This is a genomic window from Exiguobacterium sp. R-17 (genome assembly GCF_049913315.1).
Taxonomy (GTDB): domain Bacteria; phylum Bacillota; class Bacilli; order Exiguobacteriales; family Exiguobacteriaceae; genus Exiguobacterium_A.
Genome location: NZ_CP184372.1, coordinates 1,574,675 through 1,595,028, shown reverse-complemented (window position 1 = coordinate 1,595,028; position 20,354 = coordinate 1,574,675). Strand labels below are relative to the sequence as shown.

Sequence of the window (20,354 nt, the reverse complement as noted above, 5' to 3'; positions counted from 1 at the left end):
TTCGATGCCTCTTTCGTTATTAAAATGATTTGACTAGATGTTCAACGGTTGATTCAGGAGTACGAAACGAAACATACCCGAGTTGCTTGATGCGGTCATTCGAAAATGTCGCTTGTTCCGCTGAACGATCTGGTACTTTAAATGGTTTACCACTCGCTGTAATCAATTTCATGCGGAAATCTGTTTCTGGCAGATTGATATCAATCGCATTAAAGATGTCCCCATCTTGCGCATTTATTGCAGCAAGAACAATCATCTCGGCTAGGTTATCCGTATGGATCCACGGAACGACGTCGTCCGGGTGTACCCAAGTAATGAGGTCTGCCGCTTTCATCCGCTCGACTTGTCGATCTCCCCAGTAGGACTGCTCCTCGGCACAAATAGAACCAGGTCGGAGAATGATTAAATCGGAATCGGGTGTATATTCCTGTAACAGGCGTTCCGATAACTGCTTTGTATGAATGTAGACGTGCTCTGACGGTGGGAGCGGTGACGTTTCCGAAAAATGTCCACTCACGACTTCTCCGTAAACGGAAGTCGTCGAGATATGTATGATGCGCTTGACACAAGCATTTGTTGCAGCATCGGCGAGATGTTTCACACCTGTGACGTTTGCTTCTTCCGCTAAGTCGGGGTCATCCCCAAGGTAGGCAGCACAGTGAATCAAGAGATCAACGCCTTGAAGTGCTGCAAGAAGCGAAGGCGGATTACCGAGCTCACCAATGACTGGAATCACGCCATTTAGTGAATGCTTGTTCGCCTGTTCCTGAGAACGATAGAGTCCTCGAACTTCACGCACTTCCTCTAGGAAGCGTCGCGCGACACGAGAGCCAAGCGTTCCGGTCATTCCTGTAACTAAAATCGTACTCTCTTTCAGGTTCATAAGTGCTTACCCCTTTGACTCTGTCTTTTCAGCGAAACATTGCTCACAAATGAAACGTCCTTCGCTTTTTAGGTATGCTTTGACTTCCGTCATCCCGCGATGTTTCGGATAGCGCATTTGAATGTAGACTTTTTCGTTTCCTTCGATTGTTTTGCCACAATGCATACATGTCGGTTCTTTACCAAACATCCTATCGCCTCCTATATATTTGAATCTTCTATCTTATCGTAAAGGAAAAACCAGGGTGTTGGAAGAATAAAGTAAAAAAGGAATCTAAAGGAGGGCGTCTATGATCTTTATTGCTATTTTTCTCGCCGTTGGTGGAGTCGTTTGGTTCATTTCAGCGCGGAGTCAATCGAAACATCGATCGCTCGACGATCAGGAATATACATTGAATCAACATGATGTCCATCAGCAACAAAATCATCGTGATTTTTGAAGGCATGTATAGGAGCATTCGGTCGAAAGACTGGGTGCTCTTTTTTAGCGATAAATCAATTATAAGTCTGGAATAAAATGTATACTAGAATATGGTGAAAGGAGATGTGGACGATTTTGAGGAAATCTCAACTACAGACAGACAATATTTTGTACGTACAGGACGTGAAAAGTCGAATTCATTCGATTCTTGAATTGGAAGAATCGTTGCTTAAACAAAAAATCATGTATCTCCAAGACGTGACAGACTCGGACGCAAGTAATACATACGAACAAGGACGTCAGCAGCTATCAGACAAACTCGATACGTTAAGACGTTCGGTAAAAATGAATCTTATCTCTCGCGACGATGTCCCGCTCCGAACGCGAGCACTCTGGAAACAGTCACTCAGAGCGACGCGTGTAACGGAAGAGGAAGCGCGTCTCATCCAAGAGTATCTTCGGATTGAGGCAACGATGCTGACACAATCAGGAGAAGTGGTTTCTGATCTCTATGCCGCCTTATTTGATGCAGATGAGCCGACACGGAAACAAGCATTCTTATCGATTGAAGAAGCGTTCCGGACGAATGAATCCGTCATTCAACGATTATTTTCGCAACTTGTCGACTTGCGACAAGTGCGTGCTTCTGCAAGCCATCAGGCGGGTTACGAAGAATTGGCTTTTTCGGAGCTTGGTCGTATCGATTATTCAAGCAAGGATGTCAATCATTACGCCAGCATCGTTCAAACTTATTTCCGACCGGTTAAACAGCAATTTCAGCGCGAGCAACAAACGTTTCTTGGCAAACAGGCGCTCCATCCGTGGGACGTCCGGCAATCGGCCTATACGCAGATTGATCATCGCATAACCGGTTCTGACGCTTCATTTTTAGATAAGGCACAAGCGATTCTTGAGAGCGTTCATCCGTCTTTTGCTGACATATTACAAGAAATGCGCCAAGCGGTTCATCTCGATATCGATGCCCGTTCAAACAAAGCTGGAGGAGGATTTTGTGAGTATTTACCCGTCGAACGTCAATCATTCTTGTTCATGAATCGTATGCAGACATTCGATGATCTCGTCATCTTCATGCACGAGATGGGGCATGCCGTCCATCACGATGCAATGAAAGAGACGTATGATGGACTTCAACCGATTCCGCTCGAAGTAGGGGAATTCGCCGCCATGTCACTTGAGCTGTTGACGATGAACGAGTGGCACCAAGTGATTCCAGATCGAAGAGACGTTGCTCGAGCGAAACTCGAACAGATCCGTTCGATAGTGGAGTTCTTGCCGCAAACGATCATCGTTGATCGTTTCCAGTCGTGGCTCTATGCTCACCCGGACCATCTGCCGGAAGAACGACAAGCTTCTTTTGCACGTCTCCGGGAGACGTATGATACGGACATCCTCGATTGGTCGGAAACGCTCGATTGGAAAGGACTCGAATGGATGAGTGTCATTCATCTCTTTGAGACGCCATTTTATTACATTGAATATGCGATCGCCCAAATTGCTGCTCTTCAGTTGTATCATCGTTTTACGAAAGATCCTGACCAAACGATGAAAGACTTCATCGCAGCTTTAGCGCTTAGTCAAACCCATTCGGTGCAAGACATCTATGCCAGAACGGGTGTGTCATTCTTACCGAGTGATGCGAAAATGAGAGAGTTGCTGACATTTCTAGAAGGTCAAATCGAAGCTTGGATAAATGAGTTAGATCAATCAGACGACGAAGATGTTAAAAAGAGAAAGTCTTAATCCGGAGCGACAGATGTACAAAACGATAGGAGGACGAACATGAATATACGTAAAAACATTGTCTATGCGACGTTATTCAATACTACAGGCAGTCAGATATTGATGGTCGAGAACCGTGGCGAACACGGTGACTACTATACACTGCCGGGAGGAACCGTCGAACATGACGAAACGCTACATACTGCAATCACGCGTGAAGTACTTGAGGAGACAGGCTTCACCATCATTCCAGGTGACATCGTCCATGTGGCGGAAGCATTCTTCCCGCAAGCGGGGGAACATTGTCTCTTTTTCTTCTTCGCGGGAGAAATCACTTCCGGTCAGTTAAAAACGAATGTTCCGGAAGAGATTTCCGGACTCGTCTGGATGGACCGTGAAGAAGCGTTCAAACACCTCAATTTACCGGAAGCGTCAAAAGAATCGCTCTTTGCTGGTCGAACGGTACCGTATGATTTTGCCGGAGAGATCATTCACGCATAAGGAAGTGTTGCTTGACGTACTAAGGTGACGGATTTTCGGGTACAACATTACAGGTGTATTACCCGAAATTTGTAGAAAGTCAGGTGAACACACAGTATGTCGATTCTTACGTTTCACGAAGTCAGCTATCAACACATCTTACACGAAATAACGGGTGAGTTCCGAGAAGGTGTCATTACGACGCTCGTCGGACCGAGTGGTGCCGGAAAATCCACGACATTGAAACACATCAACGGACTTATTTCTCCCGATCGCGGCGAAATTTGTTTTCGAGGCGAACCACTCGAGCAGATGAATCTGCTCGACGTCCGCAAACGGATCGGAATGGCGTTCCAAAGCGCGCCGATGATTCCAGGTACCGTCTACGATAATATCAATTTACCGAAATCGATCTTCGGGGAATCGTTGCCACGCGAGGAGGCGGAACGCTTGCTACAACAAGTCGAACTATCCGTCGAACTTGAACGACCGGTCAAAGATTTGTCCGGTGGCGAACGGAGCCGACTCGGAATCGCACGAACACTCGTTAATCGACCGGACGTCCTGTTGCTTGACGAAATCACGGCAAGTCTCGATTACCGGATGGTACAAGAAATTGAGAAGCTGATTCTTGATTTACAGCAGGAGTTGCAGACGACGATCATTTGGATTACGCATGACTTAGAGCAAGCCAAGCGGGTCAGCGACGACGTCTGGTTTTTAAAAGACGGTCGATTGATCGAGTCTGGTGCTTTTAAAGAACTCGTTTCAAGTGGTCAAGCAGAGACACAAGCGTTCTTGAAGGGGGTATCGGTATGAGTTACCTCCAACTGGCGACTTCGCTGATCTTCATTTTGATCCCCCTCGTCTTAGCGCGGACGTTACGGCTTGGTCTAGAGAAGGACATCCTCATCGCAACCGTTCGATCAATCGTCCAACTCTTGATCATCGGTTATATTTTGACGTTCGTCTTTGAAAGCGGTAGTCCAATCTTCATGTTACTGATGATTTTGTTGATGATCGGTGCAGCGACACTGAACGTCATCCGTAAAGGAGACGGGATTCCCGGGATCCAGTGGATCATCTTGTTCACACTGATTGCGGTCGAAGCATTGACGATGGGCATTTTGCTTGGATTACAAATCATTCCGTTTGAAGCCCAGCAAGTCATTCCGATCAGCGGGATGGTCATTGGGAACTGTATGATTTTGTCCTTGTTGTTTCTTAATAAGTTCAAGGACGAGGTCGAACGAAGCGACGAGGTCATCGAACTGATTCTTTCGCTTGGTGGAGATGCGAAGACAGCGATTGATACGAGCTTAAAAGGCGCGATCCGGACAAGTATGATTCCAACGATTGAAGCGCAAAAAACGATGGGCCTCGTCCAATTGCCAGGGATGATGAGTGGGTTGATCATCGGTGGCGCGGATCCAATGGAAGCGGTCCTTTATCAACTATTGATTCTATTCCTCATCTTGACGACGGCGGCGATGGCATCGGTCCTCGTTGGTTTTCTATCCTACCGTCGACTATTCAATGAAAAAGCACAATTCATCGGTTTGACCTATAAGAAAAAAGACACTTAAGGAGCACGTTATGCAGACTTATCCGATTACTGAAGCCGACCTGCAACTGGTCGAACTAGCAACCGAAACGATTCAAAGCCGTTACGCTGACGATAAACATCACGTCGCAGCTGCGTTGCGGACAAAAGATGGCGCGACGAAAACGGGTGTTCATGTCGAAGCGTATATCGGACGGGTGACGGTGTGCGCGGAAGCCATCACGATTGGTTCCGCCATCACGGATGGATTGACGGATTTTGAGACGATCGTCGCCGTCCGACATCCCTATTCGGATGAGGCGGACCGAACGATTCGTGTCGTCAGTCCGTGCGGCATGTGTCGCGAATTGATTTCCGACTATGCACCGGACGCATTTGTCCTCTTAACGATCGACGATCAGTTGACGAAAGTCCGGATTGCAGATTTGATTCCATTAAAATATGTTCGACAATAACCAGTAACTCCTCGTCATTTAGATGAGGAGTTTTTTGCATTTACTTCTAAATCATCCTTATTATGATTATGATAAAGACGGAATAACTAAGGAGGGATATGCGTGTCAGCTTTATTAGAAGTCGAACGGTTATCAAAAACCTACATACGTGGTACGGAGACGATTCATGCATTGAAGCAAGTCAGCTTTACATTAGAGGAAGGAGGGTTCATCGCCATCATGGGCACGAGTGGCTCCGGGGAAAGTACACTGTTGAATATCCTGGGAGCGCTTGACGCGCCAACCGGCGGAACGTTGACCTTAAAGGAAAAACGGCAACACGACATTTTTACTGAACCCGCAGCGACGTTGTACCGTCAGCAACACATCGGGTTCATCTTTCAATCGTTTCACCTGCTCGATGACTTGACGGTCCAGGAGAACATCGCCTTACCATTGATGTTGAAGGGGATGGATGACAAAACGATCAACCAAGAGGTAGAGATTTGGCTCAAACGAGTCGGACTGACGAAGTGGAACAATCATCGACCGCAAGAGCTGTCGGGTGGACAACAACAACGTGTCGCGATTGCACGTGCCTTGATCAGTCGACCACCGATCATCTTAGCGGATGAGCCGACGGGGAACCTCGATTTCAAGACATCTGCTGAAATCATGCAGTTGCTACAAGAACTTAATCGAGAACAACAGACGAGCATCCTGCTCGTGACCCATGATGCGACCGTAGCCGCTCATGCGAAGCGGGTGCTGTATTTCCATGACGGACAGATCGTCGCCGATCAGCTGTCGACCGGAGACATGGCACCGATCTTAGAGACATACGAGCAGTTCGTGGGGGCTGTATGAAACGACAACATCTCTTCCGTCTTTCCCACCGACTGTACCGTAAAAGTCCGATGATTTTAGTGACCTCAATCGGAAGCGTCATAATTTCGATTGGTCTTGTCTTAACGATGGTCATTTTTTTATTACATAATCAAGCCGCTATCGAAGCGGATCGTGAACAAAGATATGGTCAAGTCGATCTGACGGTCAAATATACACCTGAAGACGAGCGGAAGGATCAGTCCGTGTTTGAGCAACTTAAAAAGGATCACGATGTCTTGAGAGCAGAGTCGATCTTACAAACGACTGCGCGCGTCGCTGGTCAAACAATGGCCGACGTGGAGACGATAGGAGTTCATTCGGATGCCCTGACGAAAAGTCGGTATCATTTCACGAACGAGTTGAAACAGGGAGAAGCGATCGTGTCAGCTCGACTCGCGACGTCGCTTGATCGTAGTGTCGGGCAAACGCTTCGCGTCGGAGAAGAAACGTATCAGATTCGCGAGATTCTACCGGACACCAAAACATCAAAGAACGCGCAAGATCAAGTCCTGCTTTCATATGCTGATTTGCAAAAACATCACATAAGCGAAACCAAAGCAATTTTGCTCGATATGAAAGAAGGGAAGGATGTCGTACGCTATGCCGATACGCTCGTCCAATCGAATCCGAAGCTCCGCGTTGAGCTTTCAGAAGGACAAGCACTCTCTCAAGCGATGAATGGCTATATTGGAATCTTATCATTGCTAATCCTTGTCGTCTCCGGCTTCATCTTGATGGCGAACTTCGACTTGTATTTACGTAAACATGCTGTCCAATTTGCGATCATGCGGACGCTTGGGGCGACAACACGACAACTGTTCCAGCTGTTCTTCGTTCAATCTGGGTTGATTGTCTTAGCCGGAATGATGCTTACGATTCTAGGGAGTATTTGCTTACCGTTACTTGGTCAACTCGTATGGCCGACAGAGGGTAAGATGATTGTCTCCCTCATGATTGAACAGGGAGCGTTCTTGATGCTCGTAACGTTCGGTAGTGCCTTGTTAATTCTGCTGTTGCTCGCGAGTACGGCTTACCGAAAACGGGATGTCTTACCGCTCCACGTCTTACGAGAAAATCTAAAAACGGCGTCACGACCAACACGACGAAAACGTCTCGTCCTTGCTAGTAGTGGGTTGACTGCTAGCTTGATCTTATTCGCAGAAGTGATCGCAAGCACAGAAGGAGCGCGGGCGATGACCTGGCTTGGTGCGACCATCGCCTTTTTACTGACGATGTATCTTGCGACGCCACTGCTCTTGAAGGGAGTGCTGCATCGAGCGGAACCGATTGTTCGACGGTTAGCGGGACCGACGAGTTTCGTCGCCTTCCGGGGCGTGTTGCCGCAACTTCGGAAAAATGCCTGGTTGATGCTGATCGTTCAAGTCTTAATGATCATCGTCGTCATCGGCTCGACGTTCCTTGAGACGGTGCAACAAAACGAGCGGAACTACATCATCAGCCAATATCCGACGGAAGTCGTCTTACAGAGTCGCTTGGATGAAGGATCGCAAGGGGATCCGCTGCAATTGATTCGACGGATTGAAACCGAGCTACCTGGCGCAAAAGCGACCTTCCTATCGTCTCGAAGCTCCTTTGAATACCAGTTGCCTCAGGAAGATGTCTCAATCGAGTACGAAGTGACGGACTATCGTCGTCTTGACGTCTTAGAAGGAGAACAGACGAGTGACACAGACGGAATCATCATCTCACGTACCTTCGCTAAAAAACACAGTCTCCAAAAAGGCGATACGTTGCCGCTCGGCCGATGGGACGGGGAACAAGAACGAAGTGTTTCGCTCGGTCAATTCCGAATCGTTGGAATCGAAAAGAAGATAGCACCAGACATCCTCGTGGATTGGCGGAATGAGGAGCTACGGCAACCAAGCGATCACATGTTGAATGTCTTTATCGACGTTCCATCCGAGTTAAAGAAGGCGCAAGTGACAAAAAAATTATCAGAGATCACGCAAAGTTATCCGACATTGCAAATGAATCGACTATCTGACGCGCTTCATGATGCGGAGCGACAAACGACGGAACGTTGGTTCGTCTTCATCATTGCGCTTGTCGTCATGAGTGGATCCGTCTGGTTCGGACTTGCGAACGCCTTACTCAGTTTCGTGAGTGGAAAACGAGGCGAGTATGCCTTGCTACGGACGATTGCGCTGACTCGAAACAGGCTGCGTCAATTGACACTCATTCAAATGCTCTTGTTCATTGGGAGCGGCATCATCTTTGGACTAATCAGTGGTCTTGGTGCGACAATCTTCGTGACACGGATTGATGATACAGGATCATTCTATCTCAACGTCCCGACGATTGCTGGAACGATTGCCGGTTTGGTGGTGCTTGTCCTAGCCATCGCTTGGTTCGTCACCCGACGGAAGCAGGAAAACCTCGTTCACGAATTGAAACAGTAAGTATGGGCAAGTGAACCGGGGGGATCGAAATGCGAAAAACGATCGGGGCGATTCTATTACTTGTAGTGATTGGCGGTGTTGGTTGGTGGATGATCGCAGATGAACGGGATGCAACCTATGAGCAAATCGTTGAAGTGCAAGTCGTTCGGCACGTGACTAAGCAGTTCGGGCGCGACAATATCGCGTCAGTCAAACCTTATTTCGTAGCGTCCGAATCATCAAAATCACGACGTCACCAGATTGCCGTTCAATTGAAATCGGCACCGACTGGAGAATACCGGATGTACCGAGTATTTCAGAATAAGGTCGAATACATCGGTCGATCACGAACCGTTCGATCAGATTAAACAGGTACGTTGAATCAGTTGGGGGATTTAAATGAAAACGAAAGCCGAACGTATCGCGTTCATTCAAGAAGAAAAACGTCAACTCGCTAAACCACGTTTGTACAGCTCGTTACTGTACGGCTTTAGCATCTTGTTAGTCGTCGCCAATCGGGACATGTACTGGTCACTACTTTTATTATTTGTAGCACTAGTCTGGATTGCGCGGATTCACTCGCAAGAAGTCGAACGTGATATGGCGTTGACAGAAGAACCACGGATGAAGAAGATCATTCAATGGCAGTACGTAACGGATTTCTTTTTCGTCATCTTAATGGGATTATTCTTCCCGATGATTATCGTATTCGATTTACCGTTTTTCCTAAGTTTTGCCGTCTACGTCGTCCTTGCAATTGTTTTGCTCGTATCCGATATGCTACTTGAACGTAATGGAAAGCGGCTCGATGTCGAGCATCCGACAAAGAAGGAATTGCGGACGTATCCGAAGACGTGGAAAAAGATTTGAATCGTGGAGCCGGTCATTGAACCGGCTCTTTTTAAGCAATCTTGTCGCTTCAGCACGAGAGGCTACCGTATGATGGAGAAGCACATGAAAAAGGAGGTCCTCGTATGCTTGCTATCATCATTGGATTCATCATCGGGTTACTCGTACCGGTTCAAACGAGTGTCAATACACGATTGCGAGGCGTCGTCGGTTCACCGTTCCTCGCTTCGCTGATTTCCTTTTCGATCGGCTCACTATTTTTACTACTTCTCGTGCTGCTCGTCGATGGCAATCTCACAGGTCTCACGACTACTGCCGATGAACCGTTCTGGATTTGGGGTGGTGGACTGCTTGGGGTCATCTATTTGACTGGGAACATCTTGCTGTTTCCGCGACTCGGAGGCGTCCAAACGGTCATCATGCCGATTTTCGGTCAAGTCATCATGGGACTGTTGATCGATCATTTCGGATTGTTTGAAGCGAACGTTACTACACTCTCGCTGACACGGATCATCGGAGCAATTCTTGTTTTGTTCGGCGTCGTTGGGACGGTCGCGCTCGGTGACTATTTGGCACGACGACGGAAGCAACATGTGGAGTCACGAGAGAACTCGTTACTCGTTTGGCGTATTCTCGGAATTGTTACGGGAATGATGAGCGCAGCTCAAACGGCCATCAATGGCCATCTCGGAAGTGTTCTCGGGTCAGCTGTGAAAGGGGCATTAATCTCATTCGTCATCGGAACGGTTACCTTACTGCTGCTAAATCTGATCCTACGAACAAAGTGGCAAATGGATCGCACCCAACCACTTCCCGCGTGGATTTGGATTGGGGGATTGATTGGTGCATTGTTCGTTGCCGGCAATGCGTTCATCGTTCCGCTCGTTGGTACGGGACTCGCCGTCGTCATCGTCACGATCGGGTTACTGACCGGAAGCTTATTAATTGACCGCTTCGGTTGGTTCGGTGCAAAAAAACAACCGGTCACGGGTGTGCAGATCGTCAGTCTGCTTGTCATGCTTGGAGGTATCGTGTTGATCCGCATTTAAGAACAGCTCGTTCGAACGTATGGATAGATGCGTTGAGAACGAGCTGTTTGTTTAATCGTTCTCAATAAAAAGCAGGAAATGATTTCCTAATCGATGAATTGAGGTAAACTGAAGAAAGAATCATCATTTAGGAAGTGGATTCGGAGGAGAAATGCATGAATCTAGTGGATATCGAACGACGATTACGAGAAGACGATGAATTACAACAAATGCTAGAGATCGTAGAACGACTCGATTTACCGGATTGGTGGATCTGTGCCGGTGTCTTACGCTCAAAGATTTGGAACGTCGAACGACAGGCGACATCGGACATCGATATCGTCTATTTCGATCCTACTGATCTTTCGGAAGCCACGGAAAAACGTCATGAAGAACAGTTACGAAAATTATTGGATTTGCCGTGGTCTGTTAAAAATCAAACGCGAATGCATCTCGTCAATGGATTACCACCTTATCAGTCTGCGACGGATGCGATTTCACAGTTTCCTGAGACCGTCACAGCAATCGGCGTGACGAGACGATCAGACTTTGAACTATACCTTCCATATGGAGCAGATGACTTTACGGATCGAGTTATTCGCCCGACACCATCTTTTCAAACCGGCACCGCGCGTCATTCGATTTTTCAGCGACGGGTGATCGAAAAAGGATGGCAAGACGATCCAGGTCTACATATATGTACATGAAATAAGAAGGAGCTTATGCGATGAAACGAATCAGTTATAAAAAAACAATACCGCTCATACTAATGGGACTCCTCTGTATCAGCGGTTGCGCGCCGGAAAAGAATATCGAAGTGAAGGAAAAGATTCACGTTGATGGTACGAGTCTGTTTGACAGCGGGTCCTATCCGACTGCTGTAGAGACGGCCGAGCACCAGTTTAAGTATGACTTGAGCGACAAAACCACCTATACGTTAAAGAAAGACGATTTCCGAGTGGACGCACGATTCGGTGACTATAATCTACTGCTGGCAAGTGTGGTTGAAGGGCAATACGATTCGCTGATGATCTACGAAAAAAAGTCGAACTGGATGTTAAGCAGTTCGATGGATCTCATTCGGGACCAATCCACGAAAGGTGAGGCGATCGAGGGGAGTCTAGCGTGGGAAGGAAACAAGCAAAAAATGACGACGAAACTTGTCACGAATCGTCATTATACGGTAATTGAGACACGACTGAAAAGTGAGCAGATTCCGGAACGATTTGGAAAACGGGTACGTACCATCAACGGATTGAAGGTACACGTTCAAAAGCAAGGGAAACAGCTCAATCTTGCCTACCAAAACGGAACAGACGTGATGTGGATTGTCAGTGATCGACCAGAACAAGTCCTACTTCGGCTCATAACGGCATCTCCAGACAGTCCGATTTCGGAACTATCCGATGACTTTTAGATCCGCCTCGGTGGGTCTTTTTTTTTATTTCCCGTGACCCGGTGAGAAATTGTATGTGGTTGAGGTTATGGTGCGTTTATCGGTCCTGCTTAGGGGGAATCTTATCCATGCAATCATATGTTGAAAATAATGAAAGCAATCGATGATTAAAAAGGTGAGGTGAGCTGTTAACCGTAACGCATTCATAGTAAAGGAAGTGAGAATTTCATGCGATTCAGAAGGGAACATGTCAATGTCGTTGATCCGGCGCAAACGAAAAAGAGTGTCTATGCGACCGGAATCGGCAATGCGATGGAGTGGTTTGATTTTGGGTTGTACTCCTACCTCGCCGTCATTATCAGTCAAAATTTCTTTAGTGGTGTAGAAAATGATGAACTGAAGCTGGTCTTTACGTTTGCGACGTTTGCGATCGCCTTTTTGATGCGACCACTCGGCGGATTGATCTTTGGACGAATGGGTGACCGTTTAGGACGAAAAGTCGTCTTGACGACGACGATCGTCATGATGGCATTTTCGACCTTATTGATTGGATTGCTGCCGACGTATGATCAAATCGGTGTCTGGGCACCGATTCTTTTACTGTTGGCAAGGATCTTGCAAGGCTTTTCGACTGGTGGTGAATATGCTGGGGCGATGGTCTATATCGCCGAATCTTCACCCGATAAACACCGAAGCGCGTACGGTAGTGGTCTTGAAATCGGAACATTAGCTGGGTATATCCTTGCTTCCGTGTTAGCGACGATCTTGTTCGTCTCTCTATCAGACGATCAAATGTCATCTTGGGGATGGCGGATTCCCTTCATCTTAGGCGCACCACTCGGATTATTTGGTCTTTATCTTCGGCGACATCTGGATGAGTCACCGATTTTCGAGAATGAGATCGATGAGAGTGAACAGGAACAAGCGACGTTTCGGACGATCATCCAAGAACACCGGAAAGACATCATCGTCTGCTTTATCGCCGTTGCTTTCTATAACATCACGAACTATATGTTGTTATCCTATATGCCGTCTTATCTGGATGAAATCATCGGTCTACCGAGTGCAACGAGTACGATGTTAATCACCGGTGTCATGATCATTATGATTCCGCTCGCTTTCTCGTTCGGTCGCTTGAGCGATCGACGCGGCAATCGACGATTGGTACTGCTTGGATTGACGGGGTTAGCCTTAACATCAATCCTTTCATTCTTCCTGATCGGGCAAGACTGGTTGTTATTCGTCGGCATCGGGATCTTCATTATTGGTTTCTTTTTGTCAATTTTCGAGGGAACAATGCCAAGTCTGTTGCCAAGTATTTTTTATTCAGATGTGCGATACCGGACGCTTTCCGTTACCTTTAATATCGCAGTGTCGATCTTTGGTGGGACGACCCCACTCGTCTCGACCTGGCTTGTGCACACGACAGAAGATCCACTCGCTCCAGCCTATTACCTGACAGCCGTCAGCGTCATTGGCTTCATCACTTTCTTCTTTTTCTTTGAGAACACAGCAGGTAAGGCGCTCAAAGGATCACATCCGACGGTTGCTTCGGAACAGGAAGTACATGAAGTCGCAAAAAATCCGGAAGATGCGCTGTGGTGGAAAGAAGATGACAAAAAAGAATGACGATAAAACGAACAGTCCCTTACTCGATGGAGTGAGGGACTGTTGCTTTTCATGAATTTGTGATACAACGTTACGAACGTTTAGCAGACTGAAAGACATGTCTAAGAAAATCAGCAATCCGTTGCCAAGCCTGAAGCGCTACGTTTGCGTCACCGTGATGCGTAAAGGCATGGGGTTGTCCGGCAAATTCCTGGTGTTCGACGTGAACACCTGCTGCTTGAAGTCGTTTCGCATACTGCTGAGCTTCCTGCGCCAGCGAGTCGAGCTCCGCCGTCAGGACGAGCGTTTGTGGTAACGCATCGAGTTGAGCCGCATAGAGTGGCGAAGCGAGGTGATGATACGCGTCTTCCGCACGAGCGATGTACATCGCATTGAACTGCCGTGCCTGTTCAGTTGGAATCGCTTCCTCGAAGAATGGTTTATCCGCGGGATCCGTCGCGAGGTCAAGCGGAGGGTAGTCTAGAATTTGAGCGATGAGCGGCACAGGATCTGTCTGCTCAACGTTCCATAACGATACGGCAGTCGCGAGATTGCCACCGGCACTATGCCCTCCGATTGCGATGCGGGAAGCATCGAGGCGTAGTGTATCAGCATGTTGGAAAATCCACTGAACGACCTCATAGGCGACGTGGACCGGAACAGGAAATGGATGTTCCGGCGCTAATGGATACGCGACATTGAGAACATGACAGTTGGCGGTCTCAGCGAGAAACAGATTCCATGGTTCATCCATCTCTGGCGTTCCGGTGATGAAACCGCCACCATGGAAACTGATGAATCCAGGTAATGGTTCTGTTGCATCGATCGGCGAGTGCAGCAATACTCGGACATCGCCGATCGATGTCGGCACCTGTAACGTACTCGTTATAGCTTGCGGTGGTTGAGGGGGTGTGACTTGAGGACGTTCCTCATCTGAGCGGATTTGTTTGGCAAGGTCAATCATCTCTTGGCGATTCATCGAATTCCTCCTTTATGTCTATCTTCATCATACCGAACGGATTGGTGAATTTCTCTTCTGGATTCGTTTTCTCTAGTTGCAGGAAAAAACAGCCAGAGTTTGATACACTTTTGAAAGAAACTAGAAATCGAAAGGATGGAACAGATGCCAACACTTTACATGACGCGTCATGGCGAGACGGAATGGAACTTAGAAAAACGAATGCAAGGCTGGGAAGATTCTCCCTTAACAGCGAAAGGCAGACAGAATGCGCGGGACCTCGGTCACCGCTTACGTGAAGTTCAGCTGGATCATCTCTATATCAGTCCGATTGGCCGCGTCCGAGAAACAGTTCGAATGATGGATCTCGATCCAGCGATTCCGGTCACCATCGACGATCGATTGCGTGAAATGCACATGGGAACCTGGGAAGGACGGACGGCGGCGGAAATTGAAGTCGCGCATCCGCTTGCTCATGCTGCATTTTGGCAAACGCCGCATACCTACATACCGGAGAGTGGAGAATCCTTTGACGCGGTCAACGAGCGCATCCTATCGTTTTTGGAACGACTGGCAGACCATGAAGAAGACGAAAACATCTTAATCGTCACCCACGGCATCTTCCTTAACATCTTGCTGACATATCTTCAACGTAAGCCGTTCGCGACATTATGGGATCCGCCGTTCATTCATGGAACGAGTTTGACGATCGTCGAATACAGGGATGGGGAAGCCGTGATTCGATTAGAAGCTGATATGTCGCATGTCATAGCGGACTAAAAAAACGGCGGACTTTTTCTCGGTCCGCCGTTCTCCTTATCGTGATTTCGCCAAATAAATCAAAATTGCGCCTTCTTGTTTTCTGACCTTTAGGTGAGGAGAAGATAACGTGTCGATCGAGCGACCGATGATCGTCTCGCCGGTCGTATAGCGTTTCAGTAGTAAGGGATAGAACGAAACATTCGTCTGTTTCTGATCATTGAACTGACCGCTGTCAGTCTGGACGTTTTGAGGTAAGGTATAGATCGTTTTCGTCTCAGGAATACTATTCTTCGCATCAAGCGAATAGGTGAAGGCATGCGAATCGTTGAGCAGCTTCAAATCATACGTCAACTGGAACGGTGTGCGATCATATGTACCGGCAGGAATCGATTTGTCGATCAGCACCTCTGGTAATTCTGTATCGTCAAATTGGACCGCTTTGAGCTGGAGCGGGCGATCGAGTGTACCAGTTAAGAAAAATGTCCGCTGTTGCTGCGACTCGTCCTTCGCGGTAGAGGGTGTGATCGAAAAGGAAGACTTCTTGATCTTGACGGTTTCTTTTGGAAGGACGGTTGCTTCTGTTGTGCAACCAGCAAGCAAGAAGGGAAGGGTGAATAAGAGCGCATATTTCATGACGTATTCCTCTTTTCCATAGTCATAGTGAATCGGGATGAAATTGAAATATTCAAAAAATAGAAATAATACCTAGATTATACCAATAATGTTCTTGCTAAATAAAGGAGGAAATCATGAAAGGCAAATGGTTATTAGCAACCGTCCTGCTCGTCGGTTGTGCCTCGACGGGGGAAGAGGCAGAATCGACGGCAAAATCGTTATACGTCGCACCGAACGGCAGTGATAAAAATACCGGCACGTTGAAGCACCCGTTTAAAACAATCCGGCAAGCGACATTAAAAGCGACTGCGGGTACGACGGTCTACTTGCGAAAAGGAACGTATCACGAGAAGCTGAACGTTAGACAAAGTGGAACGAAACAACATCCAATCGTCTTTCGGAATTATAAACAAGAACGAGTCGTCTTAAATGGGGAAAACATTAAAGATCGGGACGCAACCTTACCGATCATCCAGATTAAGGATCAAAAATATGTGACAATTCAAGGACTGACGATCGAAGCCGTTCAGTCGAAACGAACGGACGCAACACCAATCGGCATTTTGGTCACGGGATCAGGGTCACACATCACGTTAAAGGATAATACGGTTCGCCACATCAAGACGCTCGCGAAAGATGGGAATGCACACGGCATCGCCGTCTACGGAACGGGAGCGATTCGTCACCTGACGATCACCGGCAACCGAGTCGAGCAGAATCGTCTCGGTTTCAGCGAAGCCCTCGTCTTAAACGGAAATGTCAAACATTTCCGTGTGATAAAGAACGTCTTACGGGATAACAACAATATCGGTATTGATTTGATCGGACACGAAGGGATTGCTCAGTCGAAAAAAGACGACTATGTCCGTAAGGGCATCGTATCGGAAAATCGTGTCTACCATACGTCGAGCTACGGGAATCCTGCTTACGGGAAGGAATACAGCGCAGCCGGTATCTATGTCGATGGTGGGAAGAATTTGACGATTGAGAAAAATCTCGTCGAAGCGAGTGATATCGGGATTGAAGTGACGAGTGAACATGCCGGACGGTACGCAGAAGATGTCATCCTCCGCCAGAATGATGTACGGCAAAATGTCTTCACCGGAATTGCGATTGGTGGGTATGACACGAAGCGAGGCGGTACAAAACGTGTCCGGATCGAGCAAAATCAGCTGATCGGGAATGATACAAAGGGACTCGAGGGTGGTCAATTGCTCGTCCAGCATGATGTCCATGACAACACGATCATCGGGAACACATTCGATGGTCCGTTAAGTGTCGCTCATTACTTCAAGACGAGTTCTGGAAATCAGTTTGAAAAAAATACGTTCAAGCATACAAAACGTTTCATATGGCGCGACACCTCCTATAAAACGGAACAAAGCTTTCTGAAAGCGGTCCGAAAGGTGGAAGGAAGATGAAGTTATCGGAGCGACTCCTCGCTTACTGGATTCGGATTCCGCGACGCTGGCGGCTTGCAGCGTTGACCGCCTGTATGTTAACGATTTGGACAGTGGAAGGCGTTCGGTTTTTAACCAGTCCGGCGTTACGACTGCCGACCGTTACCGATGCAATCATCTGTCTCATTCCGGCGATTCTATTGTTCATGGTATGGAAAACAAAGCGTTCAAAATAACACCTGAATTAATCGATAATAACAAGGAATTCATTTAATCGTCCTCGAAATAGGGAGGGAACTTCAATTAGTAAGGAGGAAAAAAGATGACGAAACTAACGATTCAAGCTGTGATTGACTGTCCAGTCGAGAGCGTGTGGGAGATCTGGAACGCACCGGAAGACATCAAACGCTGGAACGCAGCGTCTGACGATTGGCATACGACGGCGTCAACGAATGATTTGACGGTCGGTGGTCAATTCACGAATCGAATGGAAGCAAAAGACGGTAGCATGGGGTTTGATTTCACGGGTACATACGAGACAATCGTTCCTTACGAACGCATTGCGTATGTCCTCGAAGATGGTCGCCAGGTGACGATCGACTTCACTCGGAACGGGCAACAGACCGAAGTTGTCGAATCGTTTGATGCCGAAACAAGCAACCCGCCTGAAATGCAACAAGCGGGCTGGCAGGCGATCCTTGATCGGTTCAAGGCGTATGCTGAGTCGAAGTAAATCGTTCGCTTCGGAACTTCCGACCACGGCGATCCGTTAAAGCAGGAATACCGCCGCTCTCATAGCGCCGGACCCAGTTATACAATTGTTGATACGACACATCATGCCGTCCGGCGATGCGTTGGTAGTCCTTTGCGGCCGCCAAACAATCGAGGACGGCATTCATGCGTTGTTCAAGAGTGTTGGTGGACATGAACGTGTTCCTCCGTATTGAATCGCCCTGGATTCGTCCACGGCATTAAACTAGTGCACATACAATCGATGGAAGCCATTGAATCAAAGAAAAATTGACGCCTCTCCTGTTGATTCGTTTTGACGATCAGTCGTTTTTCTAGCGTTGGTAAATGCACGAGAAACGAAATCTGATATTCCATAGGATGCGAGAGAATGGTGGTAGATCGTTTTTGTAAGTGGATCGCTGCTGAATTCGCAGTAATGTATAAGACGTGTCGATTCCATTCCTCTTCGTTGAAAAGTGAATCCATCATCGTGATAAATGCTTGACCGGAAATGAAGTTCATCGGACGACCTCCTTTCTTATAATGTGTATATCCTGTGCATGTTTTTCGAAAACCTATATTTCAAATATTACAAAAAACCACCTCCAAAAGAGAGGTGGTTAACGTTACCCTGCCAGTTCAAGCATTTGGACGAACGCGACGTCCGGATCCGTCGTCTCGAATCGGTTCAACCAATCCTTGAAGTCACCTTCGTACAAAATACGACCTTGATGAAGGAAGATGACATGGGCATCGGTATGCAATAGATCGTGTAATTGATGCGTCGAGAAGAGGCACGTTTGACCGTTTGCTGTCATCTGCTCGAAGCGTCGCATGATATGAAGCCGTGTTGCCGGGTCGACCCCGCTCGTCGGCTCATCAAAGATGTAGAGCGAACGTGGTACTGTCGTCAACAGGGTCACGAACAACCATTTCTTTTCGCCAGCGGACATCTTACCGATTTTCATTTCCCACAGATGAGCGAATAAATCGAGCTCTCGTGGCTGTTTTAGATGACGCGTATAGGTTTCTTGTTTGCGATATGCTTTCAAACGAGCGAGCCGACCGACGAAGACGGCGACATCCTTGCCCTTTAATTCATCCGAGTAATAGATGAATTGCGTCAAATAGAGAATGTCCGAGATATCGGGTAAATCAAGCTCACCGGACGTGATCGGTAAAGCACCGGTCATGCAATCAAACAGTGTCGTTTTCCCGGCACCGTTCATCCCGATCAAGACGTTCAGTTTCCCGGGAACAAGCGAAAAGGAGACATCGTGTAACAGATCAGGTGATTTCGGATAGTTGAAGCGTACGTTTTGAACGTGCATCTGAATCCTCCTATCGGGTCAGTAATGACATGAGATTAAAGCGTTTGACAGAGAATAGACCAAGTAACAGATAAACGACGAGTACGACGGTCAAGATAAGTAACGATGCTCCCGTAACGTGCTCGGATACGGCAAGACCAAGTGTTTTCATGACATAAAAAGGATTCAAGTAACTGTACCAGCGATCCGGTTGGCTATTCGCGAACAAGAACAGGGGATACATGACGATGTTGATTAATGTCGACATGCTCGAAATCTTTGCCGGAAGCATCGTCAAGGCGATACTTGCAAAAGCAAGCGGGATGCTGAGCAACAAGACGAGATAAGCGAGTAACAACGTCAAAGGTGAGAAGAAGCCGAATACAAGCATCAGGATCGTCGTAAAGACCGTCAAACTAACGGCTGCAAACACGAGCTGAACGAGTACGAGTGCGAGAATACAACCAATCTTACTACCGGAAATCATGATATACGTCTTCATCAAACCATGCTCCCGCATCCGAGCAAGTTGAAGTCCGATGCCATTCACGTAAATCGAAAGTAAGATATAGCCCCAAAAAAGCGCGAGGAATGAGAGGAAACTGTTCTCGGTGAAGTCGAGGCGTGACCCGAAGACAAAGGCGAGAATCAACGGGAAAATCAACGACCAAAAGACCGGAATCTTATCCGTCACCATGATTTTTAAGTAGAGTATGAAGTAGCTAGGAATCGAATACATATGTGCCTCCCGTTCGCTAAAATTGATCAAAATATGATCCTGTATGTATTTATACGATAGAAATTGGAGAAAAGTTCTTGATAAAATGATTTGTTAATAAAAGTAAGGATACCAGAAACGCACAAATATTGTAAACTGAAGCAAAGGAC

Annotated in this window: 26 protein-coding genes; 18 read left to right on the top strand and 8 right to left on the bottom strand. The window is 47.3% G+C overall.

What is annotated here, in order from left to right; all coding sequences use genetic code 11:
* Nucleotides 1-19: 19 nt before the first annotated feature.
* Both ACN9MT_RS08580 and ACN9MT_RS08575 read right to left on the bottom strand, forming a co-directional pair.
* The gene (locus ACN9MT_RS08580) at nt 20-883 is read right to left on the bottom strand and encodes an NAD-dependent epimerase/dehydratase family protein (protein ID WP_426272045.1); all 864 of its coding nucleotides are present in this window, start codon (nt 881-883) and stop codon (nt 20-22) included.
* Nucleotides 884-889: 6 nt separating this feature from the next.
* Entirely contained in the window at nt 890-1,072 is a 183-nt protein-coding gene (locus ACN9MT_RS08575) for a hypothetical protein (RefSeq protein WP_023468458.1), read from the bottom strand.
* A 100-nt stretch (nt 1,073-1,172) separates the two neighbouring features.
* Here ACN9MT_RS08575 and ACN9MT_RS08570 point away from each other — a divergent pair, with 100 nt between their 5' ends.
* From ACN9MT_RS08570 to ACN9MT_RS08505, 14 genes are all read left to right on the top strand, one after another.
* Nucleotides 1,173-1,322 carry a hypothetical protein gene (locus tag ACN9MT_RS08570; protein ID WP_023468457.1) on the top strand — a complete coding sequence of 50 codons (150 nt, stop codon included), beginning with the start codon at nt 1,173-1,175 and terminating at the stop codon, nt 1,320-1,322.
* Between the two features lie 116 nt (nt 1,323-1,438).
* A complete protein-coding gene (locus ACN9MT_RS08565) occupies nt 1,439-3,064 on the top strand; it encodes a M3 family metallopeptidase (RefSeq protein ID WP_426272044.1) in 1,626 nt (541 codons plus the stop codon).
* Nucleotides 3,065-3,103: 39 nt separating this feature from the next.
* Nucleotides 3,104-3,544: an NUDIX domain-containing protein gene (locus ACN9MT_RS08560; RefSeq protein WP_214854077.1), complete on the top strand. Its 441-nt coding sequence runs from the start codon at nt 3,104-3,106 to the stop codon at nt 3,542-3,544.
* Between the two features lie 96 nt (nt 3,545-3,640).
* Complete coding sequence (locus ACN9MT_RS08555; RefSeq protein ID WP_290773881.1) at nt 3,641-4,342, top strand: ABC transporter ATP-binding protein; 702 nt, start codon at nt 3,641-3,643, stop codon at nt 4,340-4,342.
* On the top strand, nt 4,339-5,109 hold the full coding sequence (locus ACN9MT_RS08550; RefSeq protein ID WP_053453490.1) for an ABC transporter permease: 771 nt from the start codon (nt 4,339-4,341) through the stop codon (nt 5,107-5,109). The genes ACN9MT_RS08555 and ACN9MT_RS08550 overlap by 4 nt, the downstream gene beginning before the upstream one ends.
* Before the next feature lie 10 nt (nt 5,110-5,119).
* Nucleotides 5,120-5,542, top strand: coding sequence for a cytidine deaminase (locus tag ACN9MT_RS08545; protein WP_214805028.1), 423 nt, complete (start codon nt 5,120-5,122; stop codon nt 5,540-5,542).
* A 96-nt stretch (nt 5,543-5,638) separates the two neighbouring features.
* Complete coding sequence (locus tag ACN9MT_RS08540; RefSeq protein WP_426273491.1) at nt 5,639-6,388, top strand: ABC transporter ATP-binding protein; 750 nt, start codon at nt 5,639-5,641, stop codon at nt 6,386-6,388.
* Nucleotides 6,385-8,829 carry an ABC transporter permease gene (locus ACN9MT_RS08535; RefSeq protein WP_426272043.1) on the top strand — a complete coding sequence of 815 codons (2,445 nt, stop codon included), beginning with the start codon at nt 6,385-6,387 and terminating at the stop codon, nt 8,827-8,829. The genes ACN9MT_RS08540 and ACN9MT_RS08535 overlap by 4 nt, the downstream gene beginning before the upstream one ends.
* Before the next feature lie 29 nt (nt 8,830-8,858).
* Nucleotides 8,859-9,176 carry a hypothetical protein gene (locus ACN9MT_RS08530; RefSeq protein WP_035407705.1) on the top strand — a complete coding sequence of 106 codons (318 nt, stop codon included), beginning with the start codon at nt 8,859-8,861 and terminating at the stop codon, nt 9,174-9,176.
* Between the two features lie 31 nt (nt 9,177-9,207).
* Nucleotides 9,208-9,678, top strand: coding sequence for a hypothetical protein (locus ACN9MT_RS08525; protein WP_426272042.1), 471 nt, complete (start codon nt 9,208-9,210; stop codon nt 9,676-9,678).
* Between the two features lie 104 nt (nt 9,679-9,782).
* Entirely contained in the window at nt 9,783-10,706 is a 924-nt protein-coding gene (locus ACN9MT_RS08520; protein WP_426272041.1) for a DMT family transporter, read from the top strand.
* Between the two features lie 155 nt (nt 10,707-10,861).
* Nucleotides 10,862-11,392 (top strand): nucleotidyltransferase family protein, encoded by a 531-nt coding sequence (locus ACN9MT_RS08515; RefSeq protein ID WP_426272040.1) that lies wholly within the window; start codon nt 10,862-10,864, stop codon nt 11,390-11,392.
* Between the two features lie 20 nt (nt 11,393-11,412).
* On the top strand, nt 11,413-12,102 hold the full coding sequence (locus ACN9MT_RS08510; RefSeq protein ID WP_426272039.1) for a hypothetical protein: 690 nt from the start codon (nt 11,413-11,415) through the stop codon (nt 12,100-12,102).
* Nucleotides 12,103-12,309: 207 nt separating this feature from the next.
* A complete protein-coding gene (locus ACN9MT_RS08505; protein ID WP_035407717.1) occupies nt 12,310-13,710 on the top strand; it encodes an MFS transporter in 1,401 nt (466 codons plus the stop codon).
* A gap of 70 nt (nt 13,711-13,780) precedes the next feature.
* Here ACN9MT_RS08505 and ACN9MT_RS08500 read toward each other — a convergent pair whose 3' ends face one another.
* Nucleotides 13,781-14,668 (bottom strand): alpha/beta hydrolase, encoded by an 888-nt coding sequence (locus ACN9MT_RS08500; protein ID WP_426272038.1) that lies wholly within the window; start codon nt 14,666-14,668, stop codon nt 13,781-13,783.
* A 144-nt stretch (nt 14,669-14,812) separates the two neighbouring features.
* Between ACN9MT_RS08500 and ACN9MT_RS08495 the strand changes: the two genes are divergently transcribed.
* Nucleotides 14,813-15,427 carry a histidine phosphatase family protein gene (locus tag ACN9MT_RS08495; protein WP_426272037.1) on the top strand — a complete coding sequence of 205 codons (615 nt, stop codon included), beginning with the start codon at nt 14,813-14,815 and terminating at the stop codon, nt 15,425-15,427.
* Between the two features lie 36 nt (nt 15,428-15,463).
* Here the strand turns inward: ACN9MT_RS08495 and ACN9MT_RS08490 are convergent, their stop codons facing one another.
* Nucleotides 15,464-16,042, bottom strand: coding sequence for a hypothetical protein (locus ACN9MT_RS08490; RefSeq protein WP_426272036.1), 579 nt, complete (start codon nt 16,040-16,042; stop codon nt 15,464-15,466).
* A 116-nt stretch (nt 16,043-16,158) separates the two neighbouring features.
* Between ACN9MT_RS08490 and ACN9MT_RS08485 the strand changes: the two genes are divergently transcribed.
* The 3 genes from ACN9MT_RS08485 to ACN9MT_RS08475 all read left to right on the top strand — a co-directional run bounded on the left by ACN9MT_RS08485 (nt 16,159) and on the right by ACN9MT_RS08475 (nt 18,157).
* Nucleotides 16,159-17,445 carry a right-handed parallel beta-helix repeat-containing protein gene (locus tag ACN9MT_RS08485; RefSeq protein WP_426272035.1) on the top strand — a complete coding sequence of 429 codons (1,287 nt, stop codon included), beginning with the start codon at nt 16,159-16,161 and terminating at the stop codon, nt 17,443-17,445.
* Complete coding sequence (locus ACN9MT_RS08480; protein WP_375091806.1) at nt 17,442-17,660, top strand: hypothetical protein; 219 nt, start codon at nt 17,442-17,444, stop codon at nt 17,658-17,660. The genes ACN9MT_RS08485 and ACN9MT_RS08480 overlap by 4 nt, the downstream gene beginning before the upstream one ends.
* Nucleotides 17,661-17,746: 86 nt before the next feature.
* Nucleotides 17,747-18,157 carry an SRPBCC family protein gene (locus ACN9MT_RS08475; protein WP_426272033.1) on the top strand — a complete coding sequence of 137 codons (411 nt, stop codon included), beginning with the start codon at nt 17,747-17,749 and terminating at the stop codon, nt 18,155-18,157.
* Here the strand turns inward: ACN9MT_RS08475 and ACN9MT_RS08470 are convergent.
* The 4 genes from ACN9MT_RS08470 to ACN9MT_RS08455 form a co-directional block, all read right to left on the bottom strand.
* A complete protein-coding gene (locus ACN9MT_RS08470) occupies nt 18,132-18,350 on the bottom strand; it encodes a helix-turn-helix domain-containing protein (protein WP_426272031.1) in 219 nt (72 codons plus the stop codon). The two genes, ACN9MT_RS08475 and ACN9MT_RS08470, sit on opposite strands and share 26 nt — an antisense overlap.
* The gene (locus ACN9MT_RS08465) at nt 18,331-18,678 is read right to left on the bottom strand and encodes a hypothetical protein (protein WP_426272030.1); all 348 of its coding nucleotides are present in this window, start codon (nt 18,676-18,678) and stop codon (nt 18,331-18,333) included. Before ACN9MT_RS08465 ends, ACN9MT_RS08470 begins: the two co-directional genes overlap by 20 nt.
* 104 nt (nt 18,679-18,782) lie before the next feature.
* On the bottom strand, nt 18,783-19,487 hold the full coding sequence (locus ACN9MT_RS08460) for an AAA family ATPase (RefSeq protein WP_426272029.1): 705 nt from the start codon (nt 19,485-19,487) through the stop codon (nt 18,783-18,785).
* Between the two features lie 10 nt (nt 19,488-19,497).
* Nucleotides 19,498-20,205: a hypothetical protein gene (locus ACN9MT_RS08455; RefSeq protein WP_426272028.1), complete on the bottom strand. Its 708-nt coding sequence runs from the start codon at nt 20,203-20,205 to the stop codon at nt 19,498-19,500.
* Nucleotides 20,206-20,354: the final 149 nt, after the last annotated feature.

What these genes read in the sequence shown, in the direction of transcription:
- ACN9MT_RS08580 (WP_426272045.1), bottom strand. Translation starts at nt 883, where the DNA reads ATGAACCTGAAAGAGAGTACGATTTTAGTTACAGGAATGACCGGAACG.
- ACN9MT_RS08575 (WP_023468458.1), bottom strand. Translation starts at nt 1,072, where the DNA reads ATGTTTGGTAAAGAACCGACATGTATGCATTGTGGCAAAACAATCGAA.
- ACN9MT_RS08570 (WP_023468457.1), top strand. Translation starts at nt 1,173, where the DNA reads ATGATCTTTATTGCTATTTTTCTCGCCGTTGGTGGAGTCGTTTGGTTC.
- ACN9MT_RS08560 (WP_214854077.1), top strand. Translation starts at nt 3,104, where the DNA reads ATGAATATACGTAAAAACATTGTCTATGCGACGTTATTCAATACTACA.
- ACN9MT_RS08555 (WP_290773881.1), top strand. Translation starts at nt 3,641, where the DNA reads ATGTCGATTCTTACGTTTCACGAAGTCAGCTATCAACACATCTTACAC.
- ACN9MT_RS08550 (WP_053453490.1), top strand. Translation starts at nt 4,339, where the DNA reads ATGAGTTACCTCCAACTGGCGACTTCGCTGATCTTCATTTTGATCCCC.
- ACN9MT_RS08545 (WP_214805028.1), top strand. Translation starts at nt 5,120, where the DNA reads ATGCAGACTTATCCGATTACTGAAGCCGACCTGCAACTGGTCGAACTA.
- ACN9MT_RS08535 (WP_426272043.1), top strand. Translation starts at nt 6,385, where the DNA reads ATGAAACGACAACATCTCTTCCGTCTTTCCCACCGACTGTACCGTAAA.
- ACN9MT_RS08530 (WP_035407705.1), top strand. Translation starts at nt 8,859, where the DNA reads ATGCGAAAAACGATCGGGGCGATTCTATTACTTGTAGTGATTGGCGGT.
- ACN9MT_RS08525 (WP_426272042.1), top strand. Translation starts at nt 9,208, where the DNA reads ATGAAAACGAAAGCCGAACGTATCGCGTTCATTCAAGAAGAAAAACGT.
- ACN9MT_RS08520 (WP_426272041.1), top strand. Translation starts at nt 9,783, where the DNA reads ATGCTTGCTATCATCATTGGATTCATCATCGGGTTACTCGTACCGGTT.
- ACN9MT_RS08515 (WP_426272040.1), top strand. Translation starts at nt 10,862, where the DNA reads ATGAATCTAGTGGATATCGAACGACGATTACGAGAAGACGATGAATTA.
- ACN9MT_RS08510 (WP_426272039.1), top strand. Translation starts at nt 11,413, where the DNA reads ATGAAACGAATCAGTTATAAAAAAACAATACCGCTCATACTAATGGGA.
- ACN9MT_RS08505 (WP_035407717.1), top strand. Translation starts at nt 12,310, where the DNA reads ATGCGATTCAGAAGGGAACATGTCAATGTCGTTGATCCGGCGCAAACG.
- ACN9MT_RS08500 (WP_426272038.1), bottom strand. Translation starts at nt 14,668, where the DNA reads ATGAATCGCCAAGAGATGATTGACCTTGCCAAACAAATCCGCTCAGAT.
- ACN9MT_RS08495 (WP_426272037.1), top strand. Translation starts at nt 14,813, where the DNA reads ATGCCAACACTTTACATGACGCGTCATGGCGAGACGGAATGGAACTTA.
- ACN9MT_RS08490 (WP_426272036.1), bottom strand. Translation starts at nt 16,042, where the DNA reads ATGAAATATGCGCTCTTATTCACCCTTCCCTTCTTGCTTGCTGGTTGC.
- ACN9MT_RS08485 (WP_426272035.1), top strand. Translation starts at nt 16,159, where the DNA reads ATGAAAGGCAAATGGTTATTAGCAACCGTCCTGCTCGTCGGTTGTGCC.
- ACN9MT_RS08480 (WP_375091806.1), top strand. Translation starts at nt 17,442, where the DNA reads ATGAAGTTATCGGAGCGACTCCTCGCTTACTGGATTCGGATTCCGCGA.
- ACN9MT_RS08475 (WP_426272033.1), top strand. Translation starts at nt 17,747, where the DNA reads ATGACGAAACTAACGATTCAAGCTGTGATTGACTGTCCAGTCGAGAGC.
- ACN9MT_RS08470 (WP_426272031.1), bottom strand. Translation starts at nt 18,350, where the DNA reads ATGTCCACCAACACTCTTGAACAACGCATGAATGCCGTCCTCGATTGT.
- ACN9MT_RS08465 (WP_426272030.1), bottom strand. Translation starts at nt 18,678, where the DNA reads ATGAACTTCATTTCCGGTCAAGCATTTATCACGATGATGGATTCACTT.
- ACN9MT_RS08460 (WP_426272029.1), bottom strand. Translation starts at nt 19,487, where the DNA reads ATGCACGTTCAAAACGTACGCTTCAACTATCCGAAATCACCTGATCTG.
- ACN9MT_RS08455 (WP_426272028.1), bottom strand. Translation starts at nt 20,205, where the DNA reads ATGTATTCGATTCCTAGCTACTTCATACTCTACTTAAAAATCATGGTG.